The sequence below is a fragment of the Pseudomonas sp. Colony2 genome (assembly GCF_019382755.1).
Lineage (GTDB): Bacteria > Pseudomonadota > Gammaproteobacteria > Pseudomonadales > Pseudomonadaceae > Aquipseudomonas.
In genome coordinates, this window is record NZ_CP080030.1 from 6,898,804 (window position 1) to 6,915,061 (window position 16,258).

17 protein-coding genes are annotated in these 16,258 nt (G+C 61.6%); 6 read left to right on the forward strand and 11 right to left on the reverse strand.

Annotated features, from left to right (window positions below):
- The first annotated feature begins 188 nt into the window (after positions 1-188).
- Genes JV201_RS28375 through JV201_RS28390 form a run of 4 tightly spaced genes read left to right on the forward strand, consistent with a single transcriptional unit; the run spans position 189 to position 3,338 of the window.
- Positions 189-1,586, forward strand: a complete 1,398-nt coding sequence (locus JV201_RS28375) for a COG3014 family protein (protein ID WP_219406287.1) — start codon at positions 189-191, stop codon at positions 1,584-1,586.
- A 10-nt stretch (positions 1,587-1,596) separates the two neighbouring features.
- A complete protein-coding gene (locus JV201_RS28380; RefSeq protein WP_008439304.1) occupies positions 1,597-1,968 on the forward strand; it encodes a YcfL family protein in 372 nt (123 codons plus the stop codon).
- 35 nt (positions 1,969-2,003) lie between these two features.
- Complete coding sequence (gene lpoB / locus JV201_RS28385) at positions 2,004-2,591, forward strand: penicillin-binding protein activator LpoB (RefSeq protein WP_003214026.1); 588 nt, start codon at positions 2,004-2,006, stop codon at positions 2,589-2,591.
- 3 nt (positions 2,592-2,594) lie between these two features.
- Entirely contained in the window at positions 2,595-3,338 is a 744-nt protein-coding gene (locus tag JV201_RS28390; RefSeq protein WP_087693297.1) for a penicillin-binding protein activator LpoB, read from the forward strand.
- A 141-nt stretch (positions 3,339-3,479) separates the two neighbouring features.
- On the opposite strand, the gene JV201_RS28395 is transcribed toward JV201_RS28390, so the two are convergent.
- The 3 genes from JV201_RS28395 to JV201_RS28405 all read right to left on the reverse strand — a co-directional run bounded on the left by JV201_RS28395 (position 3,480) and on the right by JV201_RS28405 (position 6,789).
- The gene (locus tag JV201_RS28395; protein WP_003208844.1) at positions 3,480-4,112 is read right to left on the reverse strand and encodes a LysE family transporter; all 633 of its coding nucleotides are present in this window, start codon (positions 4,110-4,112) and stop codon (positions 3,480-3,482) included.
- A gap of 203 nt (positions 4,113-4,315) precedes the next feature.
- Positions 4,316-4,879, reverse strand: a complete 564-nt coding sequence (locus tag JV201_RS28400; RefSeq protein WP_008439307.1) for a mechanosensitive ion channel family protein — start codon at positions 4,877-4,879, stop codon at positions 4,316-4,318.
- A complete protein-coding gene (locus tag JV201_RS28405) occupies positions 4,879-6,789 on the reverse strand; it encodes an ATP-binding cassette domain-containing protein (protein WP_003208841.1) in 1,911 nt (636 codons plus the stop codon). The genes JV201_RS28400 and JV201_RS28405 overlap by 1 nt, the downstream gene beginning before the upstream one ends.
- A 50-nt stretch (positions 6,790-6,839) precedes the next feature.
- On the opposite strand from JV201_RS28405, the gene JV201_RS28410 reads away from it, so the two are divergent.
- The gene (locus tag JV201_RS28410) at positions 6,840-7,301 is read left to right on the forward strand and encodes a TIGR02444 family protein (RefSeq protein WP_177041098.1); all 462 of its coding nucleotides are present in this window, start codon (positions 6,840-6,842) and stop codon (positions 7,299-7,301) included.
- Here the strand turns inward: JV201_RS28410 and JV201_RS28415 are convergent.
- Positions 7,298-8,551 (reverse strand): AlgP family protein, encoded by a 1,254-nt coding sequence (locus tag JV201_RS28415; RefSeq protein ID WP_219406288.1) that lies wholly within the window; start codon positions 8,549-8,551, stop codon positions 7,298-7,300. The two genes, JV201_RS28410 and JV201_RS28415, sit on opposite strands and share 4 nt — an antisense overlap.
- 192 nt (positions 8,552-8,743) lie before the next feature.
- Here JV201_RS28415 and JV201_RS28420 point away from each other — a divergent pair, with 192 nt between their 5' ends.
- Positions 8,744-9,409, forward strand: a complete 666-nt coding sequence (locus JV201_RS28420) for an FKBP-type peptidyl-prolyl cis-trans isomerase (protein ID WP_008439319.1) — start codon at positions 8,744-8,746, stop codon at positions 9,407-9,409.
- Positions 9,410-9,462: 53 nt separating this feature from the next.
- Here the strand turns inward: JV201_RS28420 and rsd are convergent, their stop codons facing one another.
- The 7 genes from rsd to JV201_RS28450 form a co-directional block, all read right to left on the reverse strand.
- Positions 9,463-9,921, reverse strand: coding sequence for a sigma D regulator (gene rsd, locus JV201_RS28425; RefSeq protein WP_102604072.1), 459 nt, complete (start codon positions 9,919-9,921; stop codon positions 9,463-9,465).
- Between the two features lie 206 nt (positions 9,922-10,127).
- A complete protein-coding gene (locus JV201_RS28430) occupies positions 10,128-10,649 on the reverse strand; it encodes a disulfide bond formation protein B (protein WP_219406289.1) in 522 nt (173 codons plus the stop codon).
- A 237-nt stretch (positions 10,650-10,886) separates the two neighbouring features.
- A complete protein-coding gene (locus JV201_RS28435) occupies positions 10,887-12,128 on the reverse strand; it encodes a heme biosynthesis protein HemY (RefSeq protein ID WP_003208828.1) in 1,242 nt (413 codons plus the stop codon).
- A 5-nt stretch (positions 12,129-12,133) separates the two neighbouring features.
- The gene (locus JV201_RS30005; protein WP_003208826.1) at positions 12,134-13,252 is read right to left on the reverse strand and encodes a uroporphyrinogen-III C-methyltransferase; all 1,119 of its coding nucleotides are present in this window, start codon (positions 13,250-13,252) and stop codon (positions 12,134-12,136) included.
- An 18-nt stretch (positions 13,253-13,270) separates the two neighbouring features.
- A complete protein-coding gene (locus JV201_RS30010; RefSeq protein ID WP_257903273.1) occupies positions 13,271-14,038 on the reverse strand; it encodes a uroporphyrinogen-III synthase in 768 nt (255 codons plus the stop codon).
- Complete coding sequence (gene hemC / locus JV201_RS28445; protein WP_008439333.1) at positions 14,035-14,976, reverse strand: hydroxymethylbilane synthase; 942 nt, start codon at positions 14,974-14,976, stop codon at positions 14,035-14,037. Before hemC ends, JV201_RS30010 begins: the two co-directional genes overlap by 4 nt.
- 138 nt (positions 14,977-15,114) lie before the next feature.
- Positions 15,115-15,861: a LytTR family DNA-binding domain-containing protein gene (locus JV201_RS28450; protein WP_003208820.1), complete on the reverse strand. Its 747-nt coding sequence runs from the start codon at positions 15,859-15,861 to the stop codon at positions 15,115-15,117.
- Positions 15,862-16,258 lie beyond the last annotated feature (397 nt).

The window sequence follows — 16,258 nt, forward strand, 5'->3', positions numbered from 1 at the left end:
AAATCGGATCCAAAAGGCCATTGTTTTGCCAGTAATCGGGCTTATAATGCCGCGCCTTCGTTATTTCGAAATGGCATTTCAGCTCCTCTTTTTATGAGGAATTGGCCGGATCGCAACTCGTTCCTGCCATTGGTGATTCGGCCCGACCAGCACATTCGGCCGATTACGTTCAGGGAAGAAGCTCTTCGATGGCATCTCGCGCCTTTACCTCGCTCGCGCTCGCGGCAGTGACCTTGCTGTCCGGTTGTTCGATGTTTCGCAGCTACGACACCGAGCTGCAAGCCACCAATCAGCAGTTGGCCACCGGCAACGTCGACGCCGCGCTGACGCTGCTTGAGAAGAACAACACCGGCGACGACAAGGACCTTCTCTACTACTTCGAAAAGGGTGAGTTGCTGCGTGCCAAGGGCGACCTGACCGGCAGCCAGGTCGCCTGGCGCAGCGCCGACCTGCAAGTCTACAAGTGGGAAGAGTCGGTCAAGTTCGACACCGACAAGTACCTCGCGCAGTTCGGCGCCTTCCTGGTCAATGACAAGGTCCGCCGTTACGAAGGCTACGACTACGAAAAGGTCATGCTGACCACCCAGATGGCCCTCAACCTGCTGGCGCTGAATGACTTCGACGGTGCCCGCACCGAGATCAAGAAGACCCACGAACGCGAAGCGGTGATTGCGGACCTGCGGGACAAGGAATACCTCAAGAGCGAAAACGAGGCCGAGCGCCAGGGCATCGCAACACAGTTCAAGGACCTGCGCGGCTACCCGGTGGAAAGCCTCAACGCCCCTGAAGTGGTAGGCCTGAAGAACAGCTACCAGAGCGCGTTCAGCCACTACCTGGCCGGCTTCGTCTACGAAGCCCTGGGCGAAAAAGACCTGGCCGCACCGGGTTATCGCAAGGCCGCCGAACTGCGCCCCAACACACCGCTGCTGGAACAGGCCCTGCTCGACCTGGACAAATCCAAGGTCGGTGCGGACGAGACTGACGTGCTGATCGTGGTGCAAAGCGGCCTGGCGCCGGCCCGCGACTCGATTCGCCTGCCGTTGCCGATCCCCATCGACGGCCACCTGGTGATCACGCCACTGTCGTTCCCGGTGATCAAGCCCGACACCTCGACCGCGCCCTTCGCCCAGATCGGTGTCGACGGCCGGCAACAGAACCTCACTGCCCTCAACAGCACCACCGCTATGTCCCGCCGCGCCCTGCGGGATGACATGCCGGGGATCATCCTGCGCACCACCGTGCGCGCCGTCACTCGCGGCATCACCCAGAACAACCTGAACAAGACCAACCCGATGGCGGGCCTGGTACTCGGTATTGCCTCGGCCGTCACCGAAGGCGCCGACACCCGCACCTGGCGCACCCTGCCGGACATGACCCAGGTGACACGCCTGCGCCTCAAGCACGGCGAGCATCAGGTCAGCCTGCCCAACGCCCTGGGCGGCACGCTGGTGACGGTCAAGGCCGATCAACGCTACCAGGTGATCACCCTGCGCGTGGTCGGCAACCAGGTCTTCGCCGGCGGTCTTGCAGCCCAAGTGGTGCAGAACAATCCGCCCCAGGCCGTCGCCACTCTCAAACAACCTTAAGGAGCACGCTATGCGTCATTTCATCCTCGGCGCCCTGGCGCTGGTCCTGCTGGCCGGTTGCGCCACCCCGCCACCGCCGGAACCCGGAAGCGCCGCGAGCAAGATCGTGGTGATGGGCAAGTTCAAGGGCATCGCCGTCGGCGCCATCCGTGTCGCCCGGGAAAACGGTTTCCTGACCGCCAAGGTGCAGTTGAGCAACATCACCAGCAGCAACCAGATGATGTATTACCGCTTCGCCTGGCTGGGTGCCGACGGTTTCCCGGTGGGTGATGAAGAGACCTGGAAGGTGCTGAACCTCTACGCAAACCAGGCGACCTTCCTGCCGGCCATCGCCAACCTGCCCCAGGCTGCCGACTTCCGCCTTGAAGTGAAGACGCCTTGATCCACCCACTCATTCAGTTTCAGAGAGACATCCCCATGTTTGCACGCTTCTCGTTCCTCGCCGTGGTGGCCGTCCTGGCCAGCGGCTGCGCCAACACCTCGCCAGTCCTGGGCGGTAAAAACATCAGCTACGGCGACAGCAAGGCCGTGGAACTGGTGACCAACGAGTTCGGCTCCACCGACCTGCAGATGATCGCCGAAAGCATGACCCGCTCCCTGGCCCAGTCCGGCATCCTGCAAGGCCGCCCGGTGGTGCAGGTGTATGACGTGAAGAACAAGACCAGCGAGTACATCGATACCCGCGAGATCACCACGTCGATCAAGACCCAGCTGATGAAGACCGGCACCGCCCGCTTCGCCAGCGACAACACTGACATGCAAAGCCAGGTCGACCAGCTGAAGCTGCAGAACCAGAGCGGCCTGTATAAGAAGTCGACCGTCAGCAAGACCGGCAACATGGTCGCCGCCAAGTACCGCCTGGAAGGCTCCATCAGCTCCATCGTCAAGCGCAGCTCGGACTACAAGGACGTGTTCTACAAGTTCAGCCTGCAACTGGTCGACGTCGAAAGCGGCCTGGCCGAATGGATGGACGAAAAAGAAATCCGCAAGACCACGGAGCGCTAAGCAATGCGTGCATGGATCGGCATGATCGGCCTGCTGTGCGCCTTTGGCGCCTCGGCCGCACCGAAGATCGCGGTAACCGACCTGGCCTACGAGGCTCGCGTGGAGGAGTACATCCACCAGGTCGCGGCCAGCAATAATTTCCAGGCCAGCGCCTACAACGCCAGCGGCGCCTCGAGCTACAGCGAATACGAAAGTCGTACCAGCTACATCGAGCAGACCGAGCTGCGCAAGTTCAGCGGCGACATCAAGGGGGAAATCCTCAAGTCGCGGCAGTTCCAGCTGGTGCAGGGCACGCCTTACACCGCGGACGCCAAGGGCGATGTGTATGACGTGATCAAGCGGATCAAGGCCGGTAACTTCAAGGGTGCGGACTACGTGCTGTTCGGCACCTTGTCGGACATCGACTTCACCCAGGACATCAACGCGCTGGACCACACCAACAGCTACTCGGCGGTGCTGGGCCTGACGCTGGTGGCGGATTTCAGCCTGATCAACACCCGCACCTTTGAGATCACCTCGGCGTTTACCGCCATGGGCGAAGGCCAGGACACCAAGCTGGTGAACAACCGTGACGTGCGCGTGAGCCTGAACCGGCCTCGCGTGGTGCGGGAAGTGTCGAAGGCGTTGGGCGAGGATGTGGCGCGGCAGTTGGCCGAACAACTCGGCGGTGGTTATCAGGAAGCACCTGGACAGCCTGCATTGCGCAATAACCTGCCACGGGATGAAGCGCCGAAGATCCTGCGCTGAACGAAAATCCCGCTACCGACATAAAACCAATGTGGGAGCGGGCTTGCTCGCGAATGCGGTGGATCAGTCAATACATCTGGTGACTGACACTGCGCATTCGCGAGCAAGCCCGCTCCCACATTTTTGATCCGGTTTCGTCAGTTAAGCCGTTGCGCGATGCAAGCTGGCCAGGAACCCCGCCGCCCCAACGAACAAGCCAGCAAACGTACGGTTCATGCGTTTCTGCTGCTTCGGTGTGCGCAACAGGCGCAACACTTTCGACGCCAGCCCGGTGTAGCCGGCCATCACGATCATGTCCACGCAGATCATTGTCGCACCCAGGATCAGGTATTGGTTCAGCAGCGGCGCCTGCGGGTTCACGAACTGCGGCAGCACCGCCAGCATGAACACCAGGGCCTTGGGGTTGCTGGCGTTGACCAGGAACCCGCGGAACATCATCGCCATCGGCTTGCCGATCGGGCGAATCGCCGCGTCATCGCTCAGGTCGGTTGGCAGCGCGCGCCATTGCTTGATGGCCAGGTACACCAGGTACGCTACGCCAAACCATTTGATCGCATAAAACGCGGTGGAGGATGCGGCAAGAATCGCCCCCAGGCCGCCAGCGACCACGGCGATTTGCATCGCCAGGCCCAGTTGCAGGCCCAGGGCGTTCCAGTAACCGCGCAGGAAACCGTATTGCAGGCCGCTGGACATCGACGCAATGGCACCGGCGCCAGGGGAAAGACTGATGATCCAACTGGCCAGGAAAAAGGCCAGCCATGTGTCGAGCGCCATTACACACCTCAGAGCTTAGTTTGCTGAATGTTTCTAAACTAACGCTGCCGGCTGAGAAATGGCTAGAAAAATTTTGGGGTGCGCCTTTGTGGCGAGGGGGCTTGCTGTGGCGAGGGAGCTTGCTCCCGCTGGAGTGCGTAGCGCTCCCGGCTTTTTTTGGGGCTGCTACGCAGCCCAGCGGGAGCAAGCTCCCTCGCCACAGGTTAAGGCAGCACGTCGCTGCCGCGCCAACGGCGCACCGAGCGCTGGAAGAACAGGCTGTTGGGCACTTGCACCATGACACTGCCGGTTCCGGCCTCTTCCACTTCGATCAGCGTGGTGTAGAGCAGGTTGATCGCCACCACCCGGCCTTTGACGCCGGGCTTGTCGACGGTGTCCACCAACTCGACCACATCGCCCAGGCGGAACGGCCCGACGGTGAAGATCAGGATGGCGCACAGCAGGTTGGACAACACCGACCACATGGCGAAGAACGCCACCGCGGCCACCGCCACAAAACCCGACAACGCCGTCCACAACACCGTGGCAGAGACGCCCAGGCGCTCCAGCACGAAGATCAGCGCGCTGCCCATGATCAGCCAGCGCAGGCCGCCGCGCAGCGGCATCAGCAACTGCGGCGGGAACGGATAACGTTCCCCCAGGCGGTTCAGGCATTTGGCGACGAAACGCTGGGCGAGATAGCCGGCCAGCAGGATCAGCAGAATCTGTACGGCCACCCAGATCGGCGCGATCCATTGGGCCGGCAGCGGCAGTTGCAGCGCTTCCATCAGGACAGCGCCTCCAGCTCCGCTTGCAAGGATTCCAGCAGTTCGAGGGCTTCCATCCAGGTCTCCTCCAACTGCGCTTCACGTACCTTGAGCTTGGCCTGTTCGGCCAGCAGGTCGCGCAATTCATCCTTGCGGGCCGGCTCGTAGACGGCGCTGTCACCCAGGCTGGTTTCGATCTTCGCCAGCTTCTCGTGGATCTTGCCCAATTCGGCTTCCAGCTTGTCCGCTTCACGCTTGTGCGGGGCCAGTTGCTGACGCAATGCAGCCGCGGCCTGGCGCTGGGCCTTCTTGTCGGTCTTGTCCGGGTTGACCGGCGTGTTGCTGACCGGCGCGTTGCGCAGGCGGTAGTCCGACAGCCAACGGGCATAGTCTTCCAGGTCGCCGTCGAATTCCTCGACCTTGCCATCAGCCACCAGCAGGAAGTTATCCGTGGTGCTCTTGAGCAGGTGGCGATCGTGAGACACCACCAGTACCGCGCCGCTGAATTCCTGCAGGGCCATGGTCAACGCCAGGCGCATTTCCAGGTCGAGGTGGTTGGTCGGTTCGTCGAGCAGCAACAGGTTTGGCCGGTCCCAGGCGATCAGGGCCAGGGCCAGGCGGGCCTTTTCGCCACCGGAGAAATTCAGCACCGGCTCGTCAATGCGCGCACCACGGAAGTCGAAACCACCGAGGAAGTCCCGCAGGGTCTGTTCGCGTTCGGTCGGCGCCAGGCGCTGCAGGTGCAGCAGCGGGCTGGCCTTGGCGTCGAGGGAGTCCAGCTGGTGCTGGGCGAAGTAGCCCACCACCAGGTTCTCACCGCGCACCAGGCGACCGGCCAGGGGCTGCAATTCGCCCGAGAGGTTTTTGATCAAGGTCGACTTGCCCGCGCCGTTGGGGCCGAGCAGGCCGATCCGCGCGCCAGGGGTGAGCTGCAACTTGACCTTCTCGAGGATGGTCTTGTCGCCATAGCCCAGGCGGGCATCGGAAAGGTCCAGCAGCGGGCTGGAGATTTTCACCGATTCGCGGAACACAAAGTCGAACGGTGAATCGACGTGGGCCGCCGACAGTTCTTCCATGCGCTCCAGGGCCTTGATCCGGCTCTGGGCCTGACGGGCCTTGGTGGCCTGGGCCTTGAACCGGGCGATGTAGCTTTCCATGTGCGCGCGCTGCGCCTGCTGCTTCTCGTAGGCCTGCTGTTGCTGGGCCAGGCGTTCGGCACGGGCGCGTTCGAAGGCGCTGTAGCCGCCGCGGTACAGGGTGATTTTCTTCTGGTCGACGTGGGCAATGTTGTCCACCACGGCGTCGAGGAAATCCCGGTCGTGGGAAATCAGCAGCAAGGTGCCCGGGTAGCTTTTCAGGAAGTCTTCCAGCCACAGGATCGCATCGAGGTCCAGGTGGTTGGTCGGTTCATCGAGCAGCAACAAGTCCGAGGGGCACATCAGCGCCTGGGCCAGGTTCAGGCGCATGCGCCAGCCACCGGAGAAGTCGGCGACCGGGCGGTCCATCTGTTCGTTGGTAAAGCCAAGGCCGGCAAGCATCTTGCGCGCACGCGCGTCGGCGGTGTAGCCGTCGGCGCTGTCCAGTTCCGAGTGCAGGCGGGCCTGTGCGGCGCCGTCCTGGGCTTTCTCGGCCTCGGCGAGGTCGTGTTGCACCTGGCGCAGGCGCAGGTCGCCATCGAGCACGTAGTCGATCGCAATGCGGTCGAGGGTGTCGATCTCCTGGCGCATATGGGCGATGCGCCAGTCGGCCGGCAGCAGACAATCCCCGGAGTCGGGAGTCAGCTCACCCAGCAGCAAGGCGAACAACGTGGATTTGCCGGCGCCGTTGGCACCGATCAGGCCGGCTTTGTGACCGGCGTGCAGGGTCAGCTCGGCGTCTTCGAGAAGACGTTGCGGGCCACGCTGTAATGTTAGGCTTTGAAGTCGGATCATAATGGCGGCGGAGTCTACCAGCTTCGTTGGCCGCTGGCTTGGGTGTGAATATGTGCGCTGACCTGTGGAGCTTTGCCCTCTCGACCTACGCCCGCTCGGGCGTCGAGGACGCGTGCCTGCGCTTGCAGGCGCAAGGGGCTGATGTGTGCCTGGTGTTGTGCGGGTTGTGGCTGGAGCAGCGGGGTGTGGCGCCGCAACCGTCGCGCTTGCAGGCACTGCGACAGATCGCCGGGCCGTGGCAGGCGGAGGTGGTTGAGCCGCTGCGGCAAGTACGCACGCAATGGCGGGCCATGGCGCAGCAGGATGCTGAGCTGGGAGCGTTACGGGAGCGGGTCAAGGCTTTGGAATTGGATGCAGAAAGGCTGCTGCTATCACGCCTGGAAGGTGTGGCGCAGCATTGGCCGATGGCCGAGGTGAATCATCAAGCATGGGTTGAAGGACTGGCGGCCGAAGCCGCCAACCTTGACCACGACGCGCTGCATCAGCTGCGCGCCGCGGTTACCGGCACTTAGGAAGCGCTGGTTGGGGTGACGCTTGGCGCTGCCGGTGCAGGCGTGCTGCTGGCCGGTGCGGTTGGCGCTGTGGTACTGGCAGCAGGTGCAGCCGGGGTCGCAGGCTTTGCAGCTGGAGTAGCTGGTTTGGCTGGTGCTGGCTTGGCGGCGGCAGGTTTAGCGGCTGGTTTGGCAGCAGCAGGTTTGGCGGCCGGCTTGGCAGCTGGTTTCGCAGCAGCAGGCTTAGCGGCCGGCTTCGCGGCTGGTTTTGCAGCAGCAGGTTTAGCGGCTGGCTTCGCGGCAGGTTTTGCAGCAGCAGGTTTAGCGGCTGGCTTCGCAGCTGGTTTTGCAGCAGCAGGTTTAGCGGCTGGCTTCGCAGCTGGTTTCGCAGCAGCAGTTTTAGCGGCTGGCTTCGCGGCAGGTTTTGCAGCAGCAGGTTTAGCGGCTGGCTTCGCAGCTGGTTTCGCAGCAGCAGTTTTAGCAGCTGGCTTGGCGGCTGGTTTCGCAGCAGCGGTTTTAGCAGCTGGCTTCGCGGCTGGTTTCGCAGCAGCAGTTTTAGCAGCTGGCTTGGCGGCTGGTTTCGCAGCAGCGGTTTTAGCAGCTGGCTTCGCGGCTGGTTTYGCAGCAGCRGTTTTAGCTGCTGGCTTGGCAGCTGGTTTTGCAGCAGCGGTTTTAGCGGCTGGTTTGGCAGCTGGTTTTGCAGCAGCGGTTTTAGCAGCTGGTTTTGCAGCTGGTTTTGCAGCAGCAGTTTTAGCCGCTGGTTTGGCAGCCGATTTAGCCGGTGCTTTTGCCGCAGGCTTGGCCGCAGCTTTCGCAGGTGCCTTGCTGGCTGGCTTCTTCGCTGCGCTGGCTGCAACGGCCTTAGCCGGAGCACGGGTGCTCAGCACTTTGCCTACAGCTTCCTTCACACGACCAACACCCTGGGCCAATTTCAGGCTCTCGGAAGCATCACGCTTGAGTTGGGAAATGTAGGTGCGGGTTTCGGATTGACGATCCTTGAGGGCGTCGAGCAAGTCCTCAAGTTCTTTGACGGCGTCCTTGGCCTTGGCTTGTGCCTTGGCTTTGCCAGCGGTCGCTGCGCCTTGCAGTTTGGTGCGGGATTTGTGCAGTTTTTCCTGAGCTTTGCCGCGTTGTTTTTCAAGCTTGGCGAGCAACTTCTCAGCATCAGCCAAGGCTTGTGAACAGGCGCTTTCCAAATGTTCGAGCAGGCTGCCCGAAAGTTGTTGGAGCAAATGCAACGGGGTATTTACAGGCTTCTGTTTGGCCGACATGGTTTACCTCCTGGCTGACGTGGGTGCGGCTCATACTAGCCCTCTGCTCTTACCGCCGCTAGGGCATGTTGACAGTATCGATTGGCTTGCGTTGCACCGCACGAAAATTCTTATTGATATAACGAAAATCCACGCCACTTTTTAAGCATTCACACTGGCATAATCCATCGCACTTTCGGCTGGAGAACGCCCATGTCGCGTTACCTTTTTTTAGTGTTGAGCGTGGTGCTTTGCGTGGCCAACGCAAGCGAGAAATCCCCCTCCAAAGATGACCACGACCTGGCCTACAGCCTGGGCGCGAGCCTGGGTGAGCGCCTGCGCCAGGAGATGCCTGGGTTGCAGGTAGAGGCGCTGATCGACGGACTCAAACAGGCCTATCAAGGTAAGCCACTGGCCCTGGACGACACACGCATCGAACAGATCCTTGCCCAGCACGAAGCACAAAACGCGCCGGACAATCGAGCACCACAAAGTGAAAAGGCACTCGCTGCCGAGCAACAATTTTTAGCCAGTGAAAAATCCAAAAGTGGTGTGCGTGAATTGGCAGACGGCATCCTGCTGACCGAACTGACCCCTGGCAGCGGGAAGAAACCGGCGGCCGATGATCGCGTGCAAGTGAATTATGTTGGGCGGTTACCCGACGGGACCGTCTTCGACAAGAGCACACAACCTCAGTGGTTTCGCCTGGACAGTGTGATCAGTGGCTGGCGCAGTGCGTTGCAACAGATGCCGGTGGGCGCGAAGTGGCGCCTGGTGATTCCATCCGACCAAGCCTATGGCGCTGATGGCGCAGGCGAACTGATCCCGCCTTATACGCCGCTGGTATTCGAGATCGAATTGCTCAAGGCGGGCGCCTGAGCCCAAACGAAAAACGGTGCGCAATGCGCACCGTTTTCTTGTGTCGGGGGGAGTCAGGCCTTAGCCGTCAACTCTTCCTTGTGAGCGTTGTGCAGCACTTCGATCAGGCAATCTTCCAGCTCGAAACGCTCGTGAAGCAAACCACCCAGCTCTTTGAATTTTTCTGCAACGCACTGGCCGGCATCACACAGGTCGTTGAACGCCAGCAGCTTCTCGGTGATGACATCGATGCGCGGGTAAATCGTCTCCGCCAAATCGAGGCCACGTTGATCGTCGAAAGCCTCGGCCTCTTTGGTCAACTGCTCGTAGACACCGAAGTGCCCCGCCGATACGTAGTCCACCAATACGCCGCAGAATTCCTGCAATGGCTTGCGGTTCTCGCTGAGCGCTTCGGGCTTGGCACCGAGAGCATCAAAGGCCCGAACCAGTTCGTGACGCGCTTTCAACCAACCATCGATCAGCTTGTGCACCCCACCCCAGCGTTCCTGAGCATTCTGACAACTTTCCAGCATGATGATCTCTCTTCCCTATAGGGGCGCCGCACGCTGCCCGCGCAACACTTCAAGGTTAAAGCGGCAACCGGGCAAAGGTGCATCGAACAGTCTGTTTCAATAACGCGTGCGGGCCAGATTATGCCCGCACGACTATGTCATCAAGGTACGCAGGAGAGAAAGTTCATACAAGTGTTTAATCCCTTCCTACAACCTGCGGTTACCTGTCAGTGCCGTGCAAGGCCAAAACGCTGGCTCAGCAGCAACCGCGAGAACTGCGCGATGCCAAGGATCAGCATCGCTACGAAGAACAGCAGGCTCCACTCGGGAATACTCAAGTCGAACAGCGTCCAGTTGATTTCCACGCAGTCGACGGTGCCCTTGAAGATCAAGGCCAACGTCTCTCTCAGCGACAGGTTCTCGATCATGGATTGAAGGCCGGGCCAACAGGCAGGCAACTGTTCCAGCGGCGTATTTTGCAGTAGCACCTGGCGTACGGCGGTAATGGCGCCCAGCACTGCACACCCCATGCTCGCCGCCCAATACAGGTAGATCCCGGACCGCTTCGGCCCATGAATCGCTGCCACGAGATTGATCAGCGTGAAGGCAGCCACAAGAATTCGTTGCACCTGGCACAGGAAACAAGGCCGCAAAAGCGCGGCGTATTCCAGGTAAAAGGACGCGCCCAGCGTCAGCGCACCAGCCAGGAACGCCAGGAGGAACAGGGAGCGTGAGGGGGCCAAAGACATTGTTTATCCGCAACGCAAGAGATAGGTAGTTACGGTAGAGGAAAGACCTTACCCCTTTCAATACGCGCCAGAGCAGACGATTCCGCGAGAGCGTAGGGATATCCCGTCAGAAGGCGAGCGATTAAACGCGCGTCTACGTAGGAGTTTACTACAAGCCGTATTGACTACAGCTATTGGGCGTTATTGAAGGGTTGGCCACCAGACAATTCTGAGGCAACCCTTACTCTGTTTCCTACTTCAAACCCGTGCCGGTACCGGCAGCGGTGACGCCAGCAAACGCTTGTCCAGCAAGCCCAGGCCTTCCTGGAACAACTGGTTGCTGCGCTCGGTGTCGCCCAACTGCGCCAGCAGGCGTGCCAGCTCGGCGCAGGCCTCAGGGTTGCGCTGCACCTGCAGGCTGCTTTCAAGGTAATCCCGCGCCTTGCCCCACAAGCTGTTTTGCAGGCACAGGCGCCCCAGGGTCAGCAGCAGGCTGGCATCGCCTGGATGGTCCTTGAGCCAGCCTTCGGCGAACTTCAACTGCTTCGCCGGATCGCTGCCACGCAGCAGCCCGTAGAGCCGGATCAGATGACTGTCGTACTCGCGCTTGAGGGCACCGCGCAGCACTTCTTCGGCCTTGGCGTCCGCGCCCAACTGGCGCAGTTGTTCGGCGTACGCCAGCACCAGTTGCGGCTCCTGGCGCTGGGCCGAAGTCAGTTGTTGCCAGGCCAGCTCCAGGGATTGCTGCCCGGCCTCGCCCTGCTCTTCGCGCTGGGCAGCCAGGGTCAGGTTCTCGCCCCAGGCGCGTCGCTCCAGGTCGGCCAACTCGGCAGGCGGCAACACCTTGTCCTTGCGCAACTCCGGCAACAGCCGGATTACCGAAGACCAGTCGCCACGCTGTTGATACAGCCGCTGCAGTTGGCGCAATACCTGGACGTTATGCGGATGACGCTCATGCATGGCCTGCAGGGTGACCAGGGCGCCATCGGTGTCACCGCGGTCCATCTGCAACTGCGCATGACTCAAGGCTACCGCGAGTTCGGCCTGGGGCTGGCGCTCAAGCGCGCGTTCCAGCAGGCCATCCGCTTCCTCATAACGGCCCTGTTCGTTGGCCGCACGGGCCGCGCCGAGGTAGTAGAGCAATGGCTGGCGTTCGGCTTCGGCCGCACGGTGCAAGTGGCGCTCGGCACTGGCCCAGCGCCCTTCGGCGAGGTCCATCTGGCCCTGCTCGATGGCAACCTGGACCCGACGGCTGCGGTTGCGCCGCGACCACGGATTGACCACGCCACCCGAGGTCAGCACCAGGCCCAGCAGCACCCTGGCCAAATAGATCACCAGGCCGATGGCAAACAACGCCACCAGCGTCGACCACAGCCCGGACTCGTAATGCAGCACATGGGGATAGGTAATCAGCACGTAGCCGGTATGTTTCGAAATGCCCACGGCCAGTGCCAGGGCGATCGCAATCGCCAGCACCAGGATCACATAGAAGCGCTTCATCGGCTTTACTCCTGGGTCGCCGGCTTGCCAGCGGAAGCCTTGGCTTCCTCGGCAGACAGGTGGCGACGGTCAAGGTAAGCCTGCACGGCAGCCAGGCTCGCGGCCAGGTCCGGCGTGACCACCGAGACGGCCTTGGGCTCAAGCTCGGCAATACGGGCCAGCATGGCTTTGCTTTGCGGGTTGTCTTGATTGAAGTTGTCCTGCAACACGCTGCGAGCCTCGCCCAGGGATCGGCTGTACACCGCCGGCTCGCCGTTGAGCGCCGCCCATTGCGCCTGCTCAAGTGCAAGGCTCAGGGCCAGGCGCACCTGGTTCAGGCCTTGCCCTGCCAGGAGCGGGCGAATGTTGTCATCAGGATTGAAGTCGATGCGGAAATACCGCGAGATCTGCGCCCACCACTGACTCCAACGGCTGTCCGTGTCGGTGGTCGGACGCCCATCATTGGCCGCTTCAGGGAGTTGGTATTCCGGCGCGATGGCCGCCAACTGCACGACCTGATCGCGCAATGCCGCCAGTTGCAGGTACAGCCCGGTACGGTCGGGCTGTTCGATATTGCGCAACGCGGCGAGGCTCTTGGCCAACTGCTCACGGGCGGCGTAGGAGCCAGGGTCACTTTGTTCGCGGAGGATTTCGTCAGCGCCCTGGACCAGTGCCTGGGCACTGTTGATGTCCTGCAAGGCGGAAAGACGCAGGCTGGCCAGGCGGATCAAGTGCTCGGCCTCGGCCAGGCGCCAGTCCTGGCGGCTGGCCCCCAGCACGGTTTCCAGGCGCTGGCTCAGGCGTTGTTGATCACCCTGCAATTGCGCCACCAGCCGGCGACGCTCTTCCAGCTCATCGGCGCCGGGCAGTTGCCCCAGACGGGCCGACAGCTGCTGCTGGCTCTGCTTGAGGCTCTGGGATTGGTCGTCCAGGGTTTGCACTTGGCCCAGCTGTTGCTGGCTGCTCGCCTGCAGTGCGCGGACCTGCCAGATCCCCCAGCCACCGGCGGCAACGCCGGCGGCGCCGAGCAACAAGGCCACGATGGCCAGGCCGTTGCCACGGCGCGGGGCGGTGGTGACCGGTGTCTCAACAGGCGCATCAAGCGCGGGCTGAGCTTCATCTTTAGGCAAGGCTGTTTCGCTCACGTATCCATCCTTTGCGTATTAGAGAGTGGGAACGGAAACACTCCGTAACGCCACTAACAAAGCCGCGGCACTGGCGCCACGACAATCCACAACTTCTTGCGCGCCAGCGGCACGCGCCATCTCGGCGACTCGCGGGCTGGGCACGAACAACGGCAGCTGTGCCACCTGGGGCCAATCTGTACCGGCCAGCGCTTGCAGGTGTAAAAAACCCTGCCCACTGCTGACCACCACGCCGTTCAAGCGTTCCACGTTTATGCGCTGGGTCAGCGTTGCACGGTCGTAGTCCGGCAGGAAACGGCGATACAACTCCAGATAGTCGACACTAGCACCTTGCTCGCGTAAACGCTCAGCCAGCAGCTCTCGCCCGCCCTCGCCCCGCAGGATCAGCACCCGGGCGCAGGGCTTCGAGATAGCCTCGCGCAAGGCGACCAGTTCAAGCAAGGCTTCACTGTCGTCGCCGTCGTGGGGATAACTGACATCAAGGCCATGCTCGGCCAACACCTGCGCCGTAGCAGCGCCGACACTGAACCACGGTAACGCCGGCGGTTGCGGCCAGTGTTGAGCCAACAACTGCAAGCCCAGGCGCGCGGCCGGCTTGCTCACCACGATCACCGCGCAATAGCGGTCCAGCTCGCGAAAAACAGTCTGTTGTTCAGGCGTGACAGGCAGCGCTTCAACCTCCAGCAACGGCAGGCTGCTGCTGAAAACACCTTCTTCGGATAACGTCGCCGCCAGGGCCGCCGACTCCTCGGCAGGCCGCGTCAGCAGCACACGCCATTGCATCACTGCGGCCCGGCCTCGCCGTACACCGCTTGCAGAATGGCACCGGCGCCTTTTTCCAGCAGTTCCTCGGCGACCTTGATACCCAGGCTGGTGGCCTCGCTTTGCGGCCCGCGAATCTCTGCGGTGAGCAACAACCCACCACTCGGGTCGCCCACCAGGCCACGCAGCCAGAGGTTCTCGCCCTCAAGCACGGCGTAACAAGCGATCGGTACCTGGCAGCCACCATTGAGGTGCTTGTTCAGGGCACGTTCGGCGGTGACGCGAATTTCGGTGTCCTGGTGATCCAGCGGCTTGAGCAGCGCATGAATTTCGCTGTCGGCGGTGCGGCATTCAATGCCCACAGCGCCCTGCCCGCCGGCCGGCAAGCTGTCTTCGACGCTGATGGCCGAGGTGATGCGGTCTTCAAAGCCCAAGCGGATCAAGCCGGCTGCCGCGAGAATGATCGCGTCATATTCACCGGCGTCGAGCTTGGCCAGGCGAGTATTGACGTTGCCCCGCAGGAAGCGGATTTGCAGGTCCGGGCGGCGGGTCAGCAACTGCGCCTGGCGACGCAGGCTGGAGGTGCCGACGACGCTGCCCAGCGGCAGCTCATCCAGGGAGGCGTAGGTATTGGAAACGAAGGCATCGCGGGGGTCTTCGCGCTCGCAGATGCAAAAAAGGCCCAGGCCTTCGGGGAAGTCCATGGGCACATCTTTCATAGAATGCACGGCGATGTCGGCTTCGTTCTCCAGCAGCGCGGTTTCCAGTTCCTTGACGAACAGGCCCTTGCCGCCGATTTTCGACAATGGCGAATCAAGCAGCTTGTCGCCGCGACTGACCATGGGCACCAGGGACACCTTCAGGCCAGGATGAGCCTGCTCAAGGCGTGCTTTGACGTATTCGGCCTGCCATAAGGCCAGGGCGCTTTTACGGGTGGCGATGCGGATTTCGCGAGAGGACATGGATCAATCCGTACTGAATAGATACGGCAGATAATAACAGCTCAGGCAAATGCGCTTTGATTTGAATCAGCAAGTGCGGGGCCTCCCTGGCCGCGTCGCACCGGGATATGGGCGGTGAAGCTCGCGTCAGCCCTCGGGCTAAAGCTGCTGCATCATCTTGCGCACGCCGGCGACATGGCGCCGGCTGACGATCAACGCGTCACCGTTGAGGCCCTTCAGGAACAGCTGAAAATGCCCAAGCGGCGTGCGCTGCAGGCGCTCGATGCGCTCCCGTGCCACCAGCGCATTGCGGTGGATGCGCACAAAGCGGTCGCCAAATTCGTCTTCCAGCGCCTTGAGTGGCTCATCGAGCAGCACTTCACCAGCCTCGTGACGCAAGGTCACGTACTTGTGATCGGCGATGAAGTAGACCACCTGGTCCAGGGGAATCAACTCGATGCCCTTGCGGGTACGGGCGCTGATATGGCTGCGTGGCCCATTGCCGCCCTGGGCTGCGGGCTGGGTCAAGGCTGCCAGTTGGACACGATTGGGACGCTCGGCCTTTTTCAAGGCGCGAAGCAACGCATCGGCATTGATCGGCTTGACCAGGAAACTGGCGCCGCTGGCATCCAGGGCCTCGGAAGAGAACTCATCCTGGGAGGCGCACAGCACCACCGAAGGCGGCGATTCTCGCTCGCTCAGGCGGGCAGCCACCTGCAAGCCATCAAGGCCCGGCATGCGGATGTCGAGCAACACGACGTCCGGCTTGAGGCTGTCAATAAGGGCCAAGGCTTCCTCGCCACTGGTGGCGCTCGGCTCAAGGACATTGTAACCCTCGAGTTCACTGACCAAACGGCTCAGTCGCTCGCGGGCTTGGGGTTCGTCATCAACGATCAGGACATTCATATTGCGCTGGATTCCTGCGTGAGTCTCGCACAAGGATAGCGTAGACAGGTGCGGTGACTTCCGTCACGGCGATCCACGCTAAGACTAGCGCGAGCGGCAAAAAGTGCCCCGAGAGTGGCACCAATATTTACCCGGACCTGTTCAATCGCGCCCAAAGCCTGCTGCCTTCGGGCATCGTCGTAGGGTTTGCTGATACACAATACGAACACCCCCTCTCTAATGGATAGCCTGGAGTTCGACCTCATCGCCCGGCATTGGTGCAGTGCACCTTCCGTCAGCGCGAAGCTCTATCAGTGCAACTGTAGACGCTGGCGAAGACGATATTGCTCAATCGTCAAATATCGTTTCAATAAACACGCTTTGTTTGACCAAGGACCGCAAGTTTCCCCCCCGATCG

What these genes read in the sequence shown, in the direction of transcription:
- JV201_RS28375 (WP_219406287.1), top strand. Translation starts at nt 189, where the DNA reads ATGGCATCTCGCGCCTTTACCTCGCTCGCGCTCGCGGCAGTGACCTTG.
- JV201_RS28380 (WP_008439304.1), top strand. Translation starts at nt 1,597, where the DNA reads ATGCGTCATTTCATCCTCGGCGCCCTGGCGCTGGTCCTGCTGGCCGGT.
- lpoB (WP_003214026.1), top strand. Translation starts at nt 2,004, where the DNA reads ATGTTTGCACGCTTCTCGTTCCTCGCCGTGGTGGCCGTCCTGGCCAGC.
- JV201_RS28390 (WP_087693297.1), top strand. Translation starts at nt 2,595, where the DNA reads ATGCGTGCATGGATCGGCATGATCGGCCTGCTGTGCGCCTTTGGCGCC.
- JV201_RS28395 (WP_003208844.1), bottom strand. Translation starts at nt 4,112, where the DNA reads ATGGCGCTCGACACATGGCTGGCCTTTTTCCTGGCCAGTTGGATCATC.
- JV201_RS28400 (WP_008439307.1), bottom strand. Translation starts at nt 4,879, where the DNA reads ATGGAAGCGCTGCAACTGCCGCTGCCGGCCCAATGGATCGCGCCGATC.
- JV201_RS28405 (WP_003208841.1), bottom strand. Translation starts at nt 6,789, where the DNA reads ATGATCCGACTTCAAAGCCTAACATTACAGCGTGGCCCGCAACGTCTT.
- JV201_RS28410 (WP_177041098.1), top strand. Translation starts at nt 6,840, where the DNA reads ATGTGCGCTGACCTGTGGAGCTTTGCCCTCTCGACCTACGCCCGCTCG.
- JV201_RS28420 (WP_008439319.1), top strand. Translation starts at nt 8,744, where the DNA reads ATGTCGCGTTACCTTTTTTTAGTGTTGAGCGTGGTGCTTTGCGTGGCC.
- rsd (WP_102604072.1), bottom strand. Translation starts at nt 9,921, where the DNA reads ATGCTGGAAAGTTGTCAGAATGCTCAGGAACGCTGGGGTGGGGTGCAC.
- JV201_RS28430 (WP_219406289.1), bottom strand. Translation starts at nt 10,649, where the DNA reads ATGTCTTTGGCCCCCTCACGCTCCCTGTTCCTCCTGGCGTTCCTGGCT.
- JV201_RS28435 (WP_003208828.1), bottom strand. Translation starts at nt 12,128, where the DNA reads ATGAAGCGCTTCTATGTGATCCTGGTGCTGGCGATTGCGATCGCCCTG.
- hemC (WP_008439333.1), bottom strand. Translation starts at nt 14,976, where the DNA reads ATGTCCTCTCGCGAAATCCGCATCGCCACCCGTAAAAGCGCCCTGGCC.
- JV201_RS28450 (WP_003208820.1), bottom strand. Translation starts at nt 15,861, where the DNA reads ATGAATGTCCTGATCGTTGATGACGAACCCCAAGCCCGCGAGCGACTG.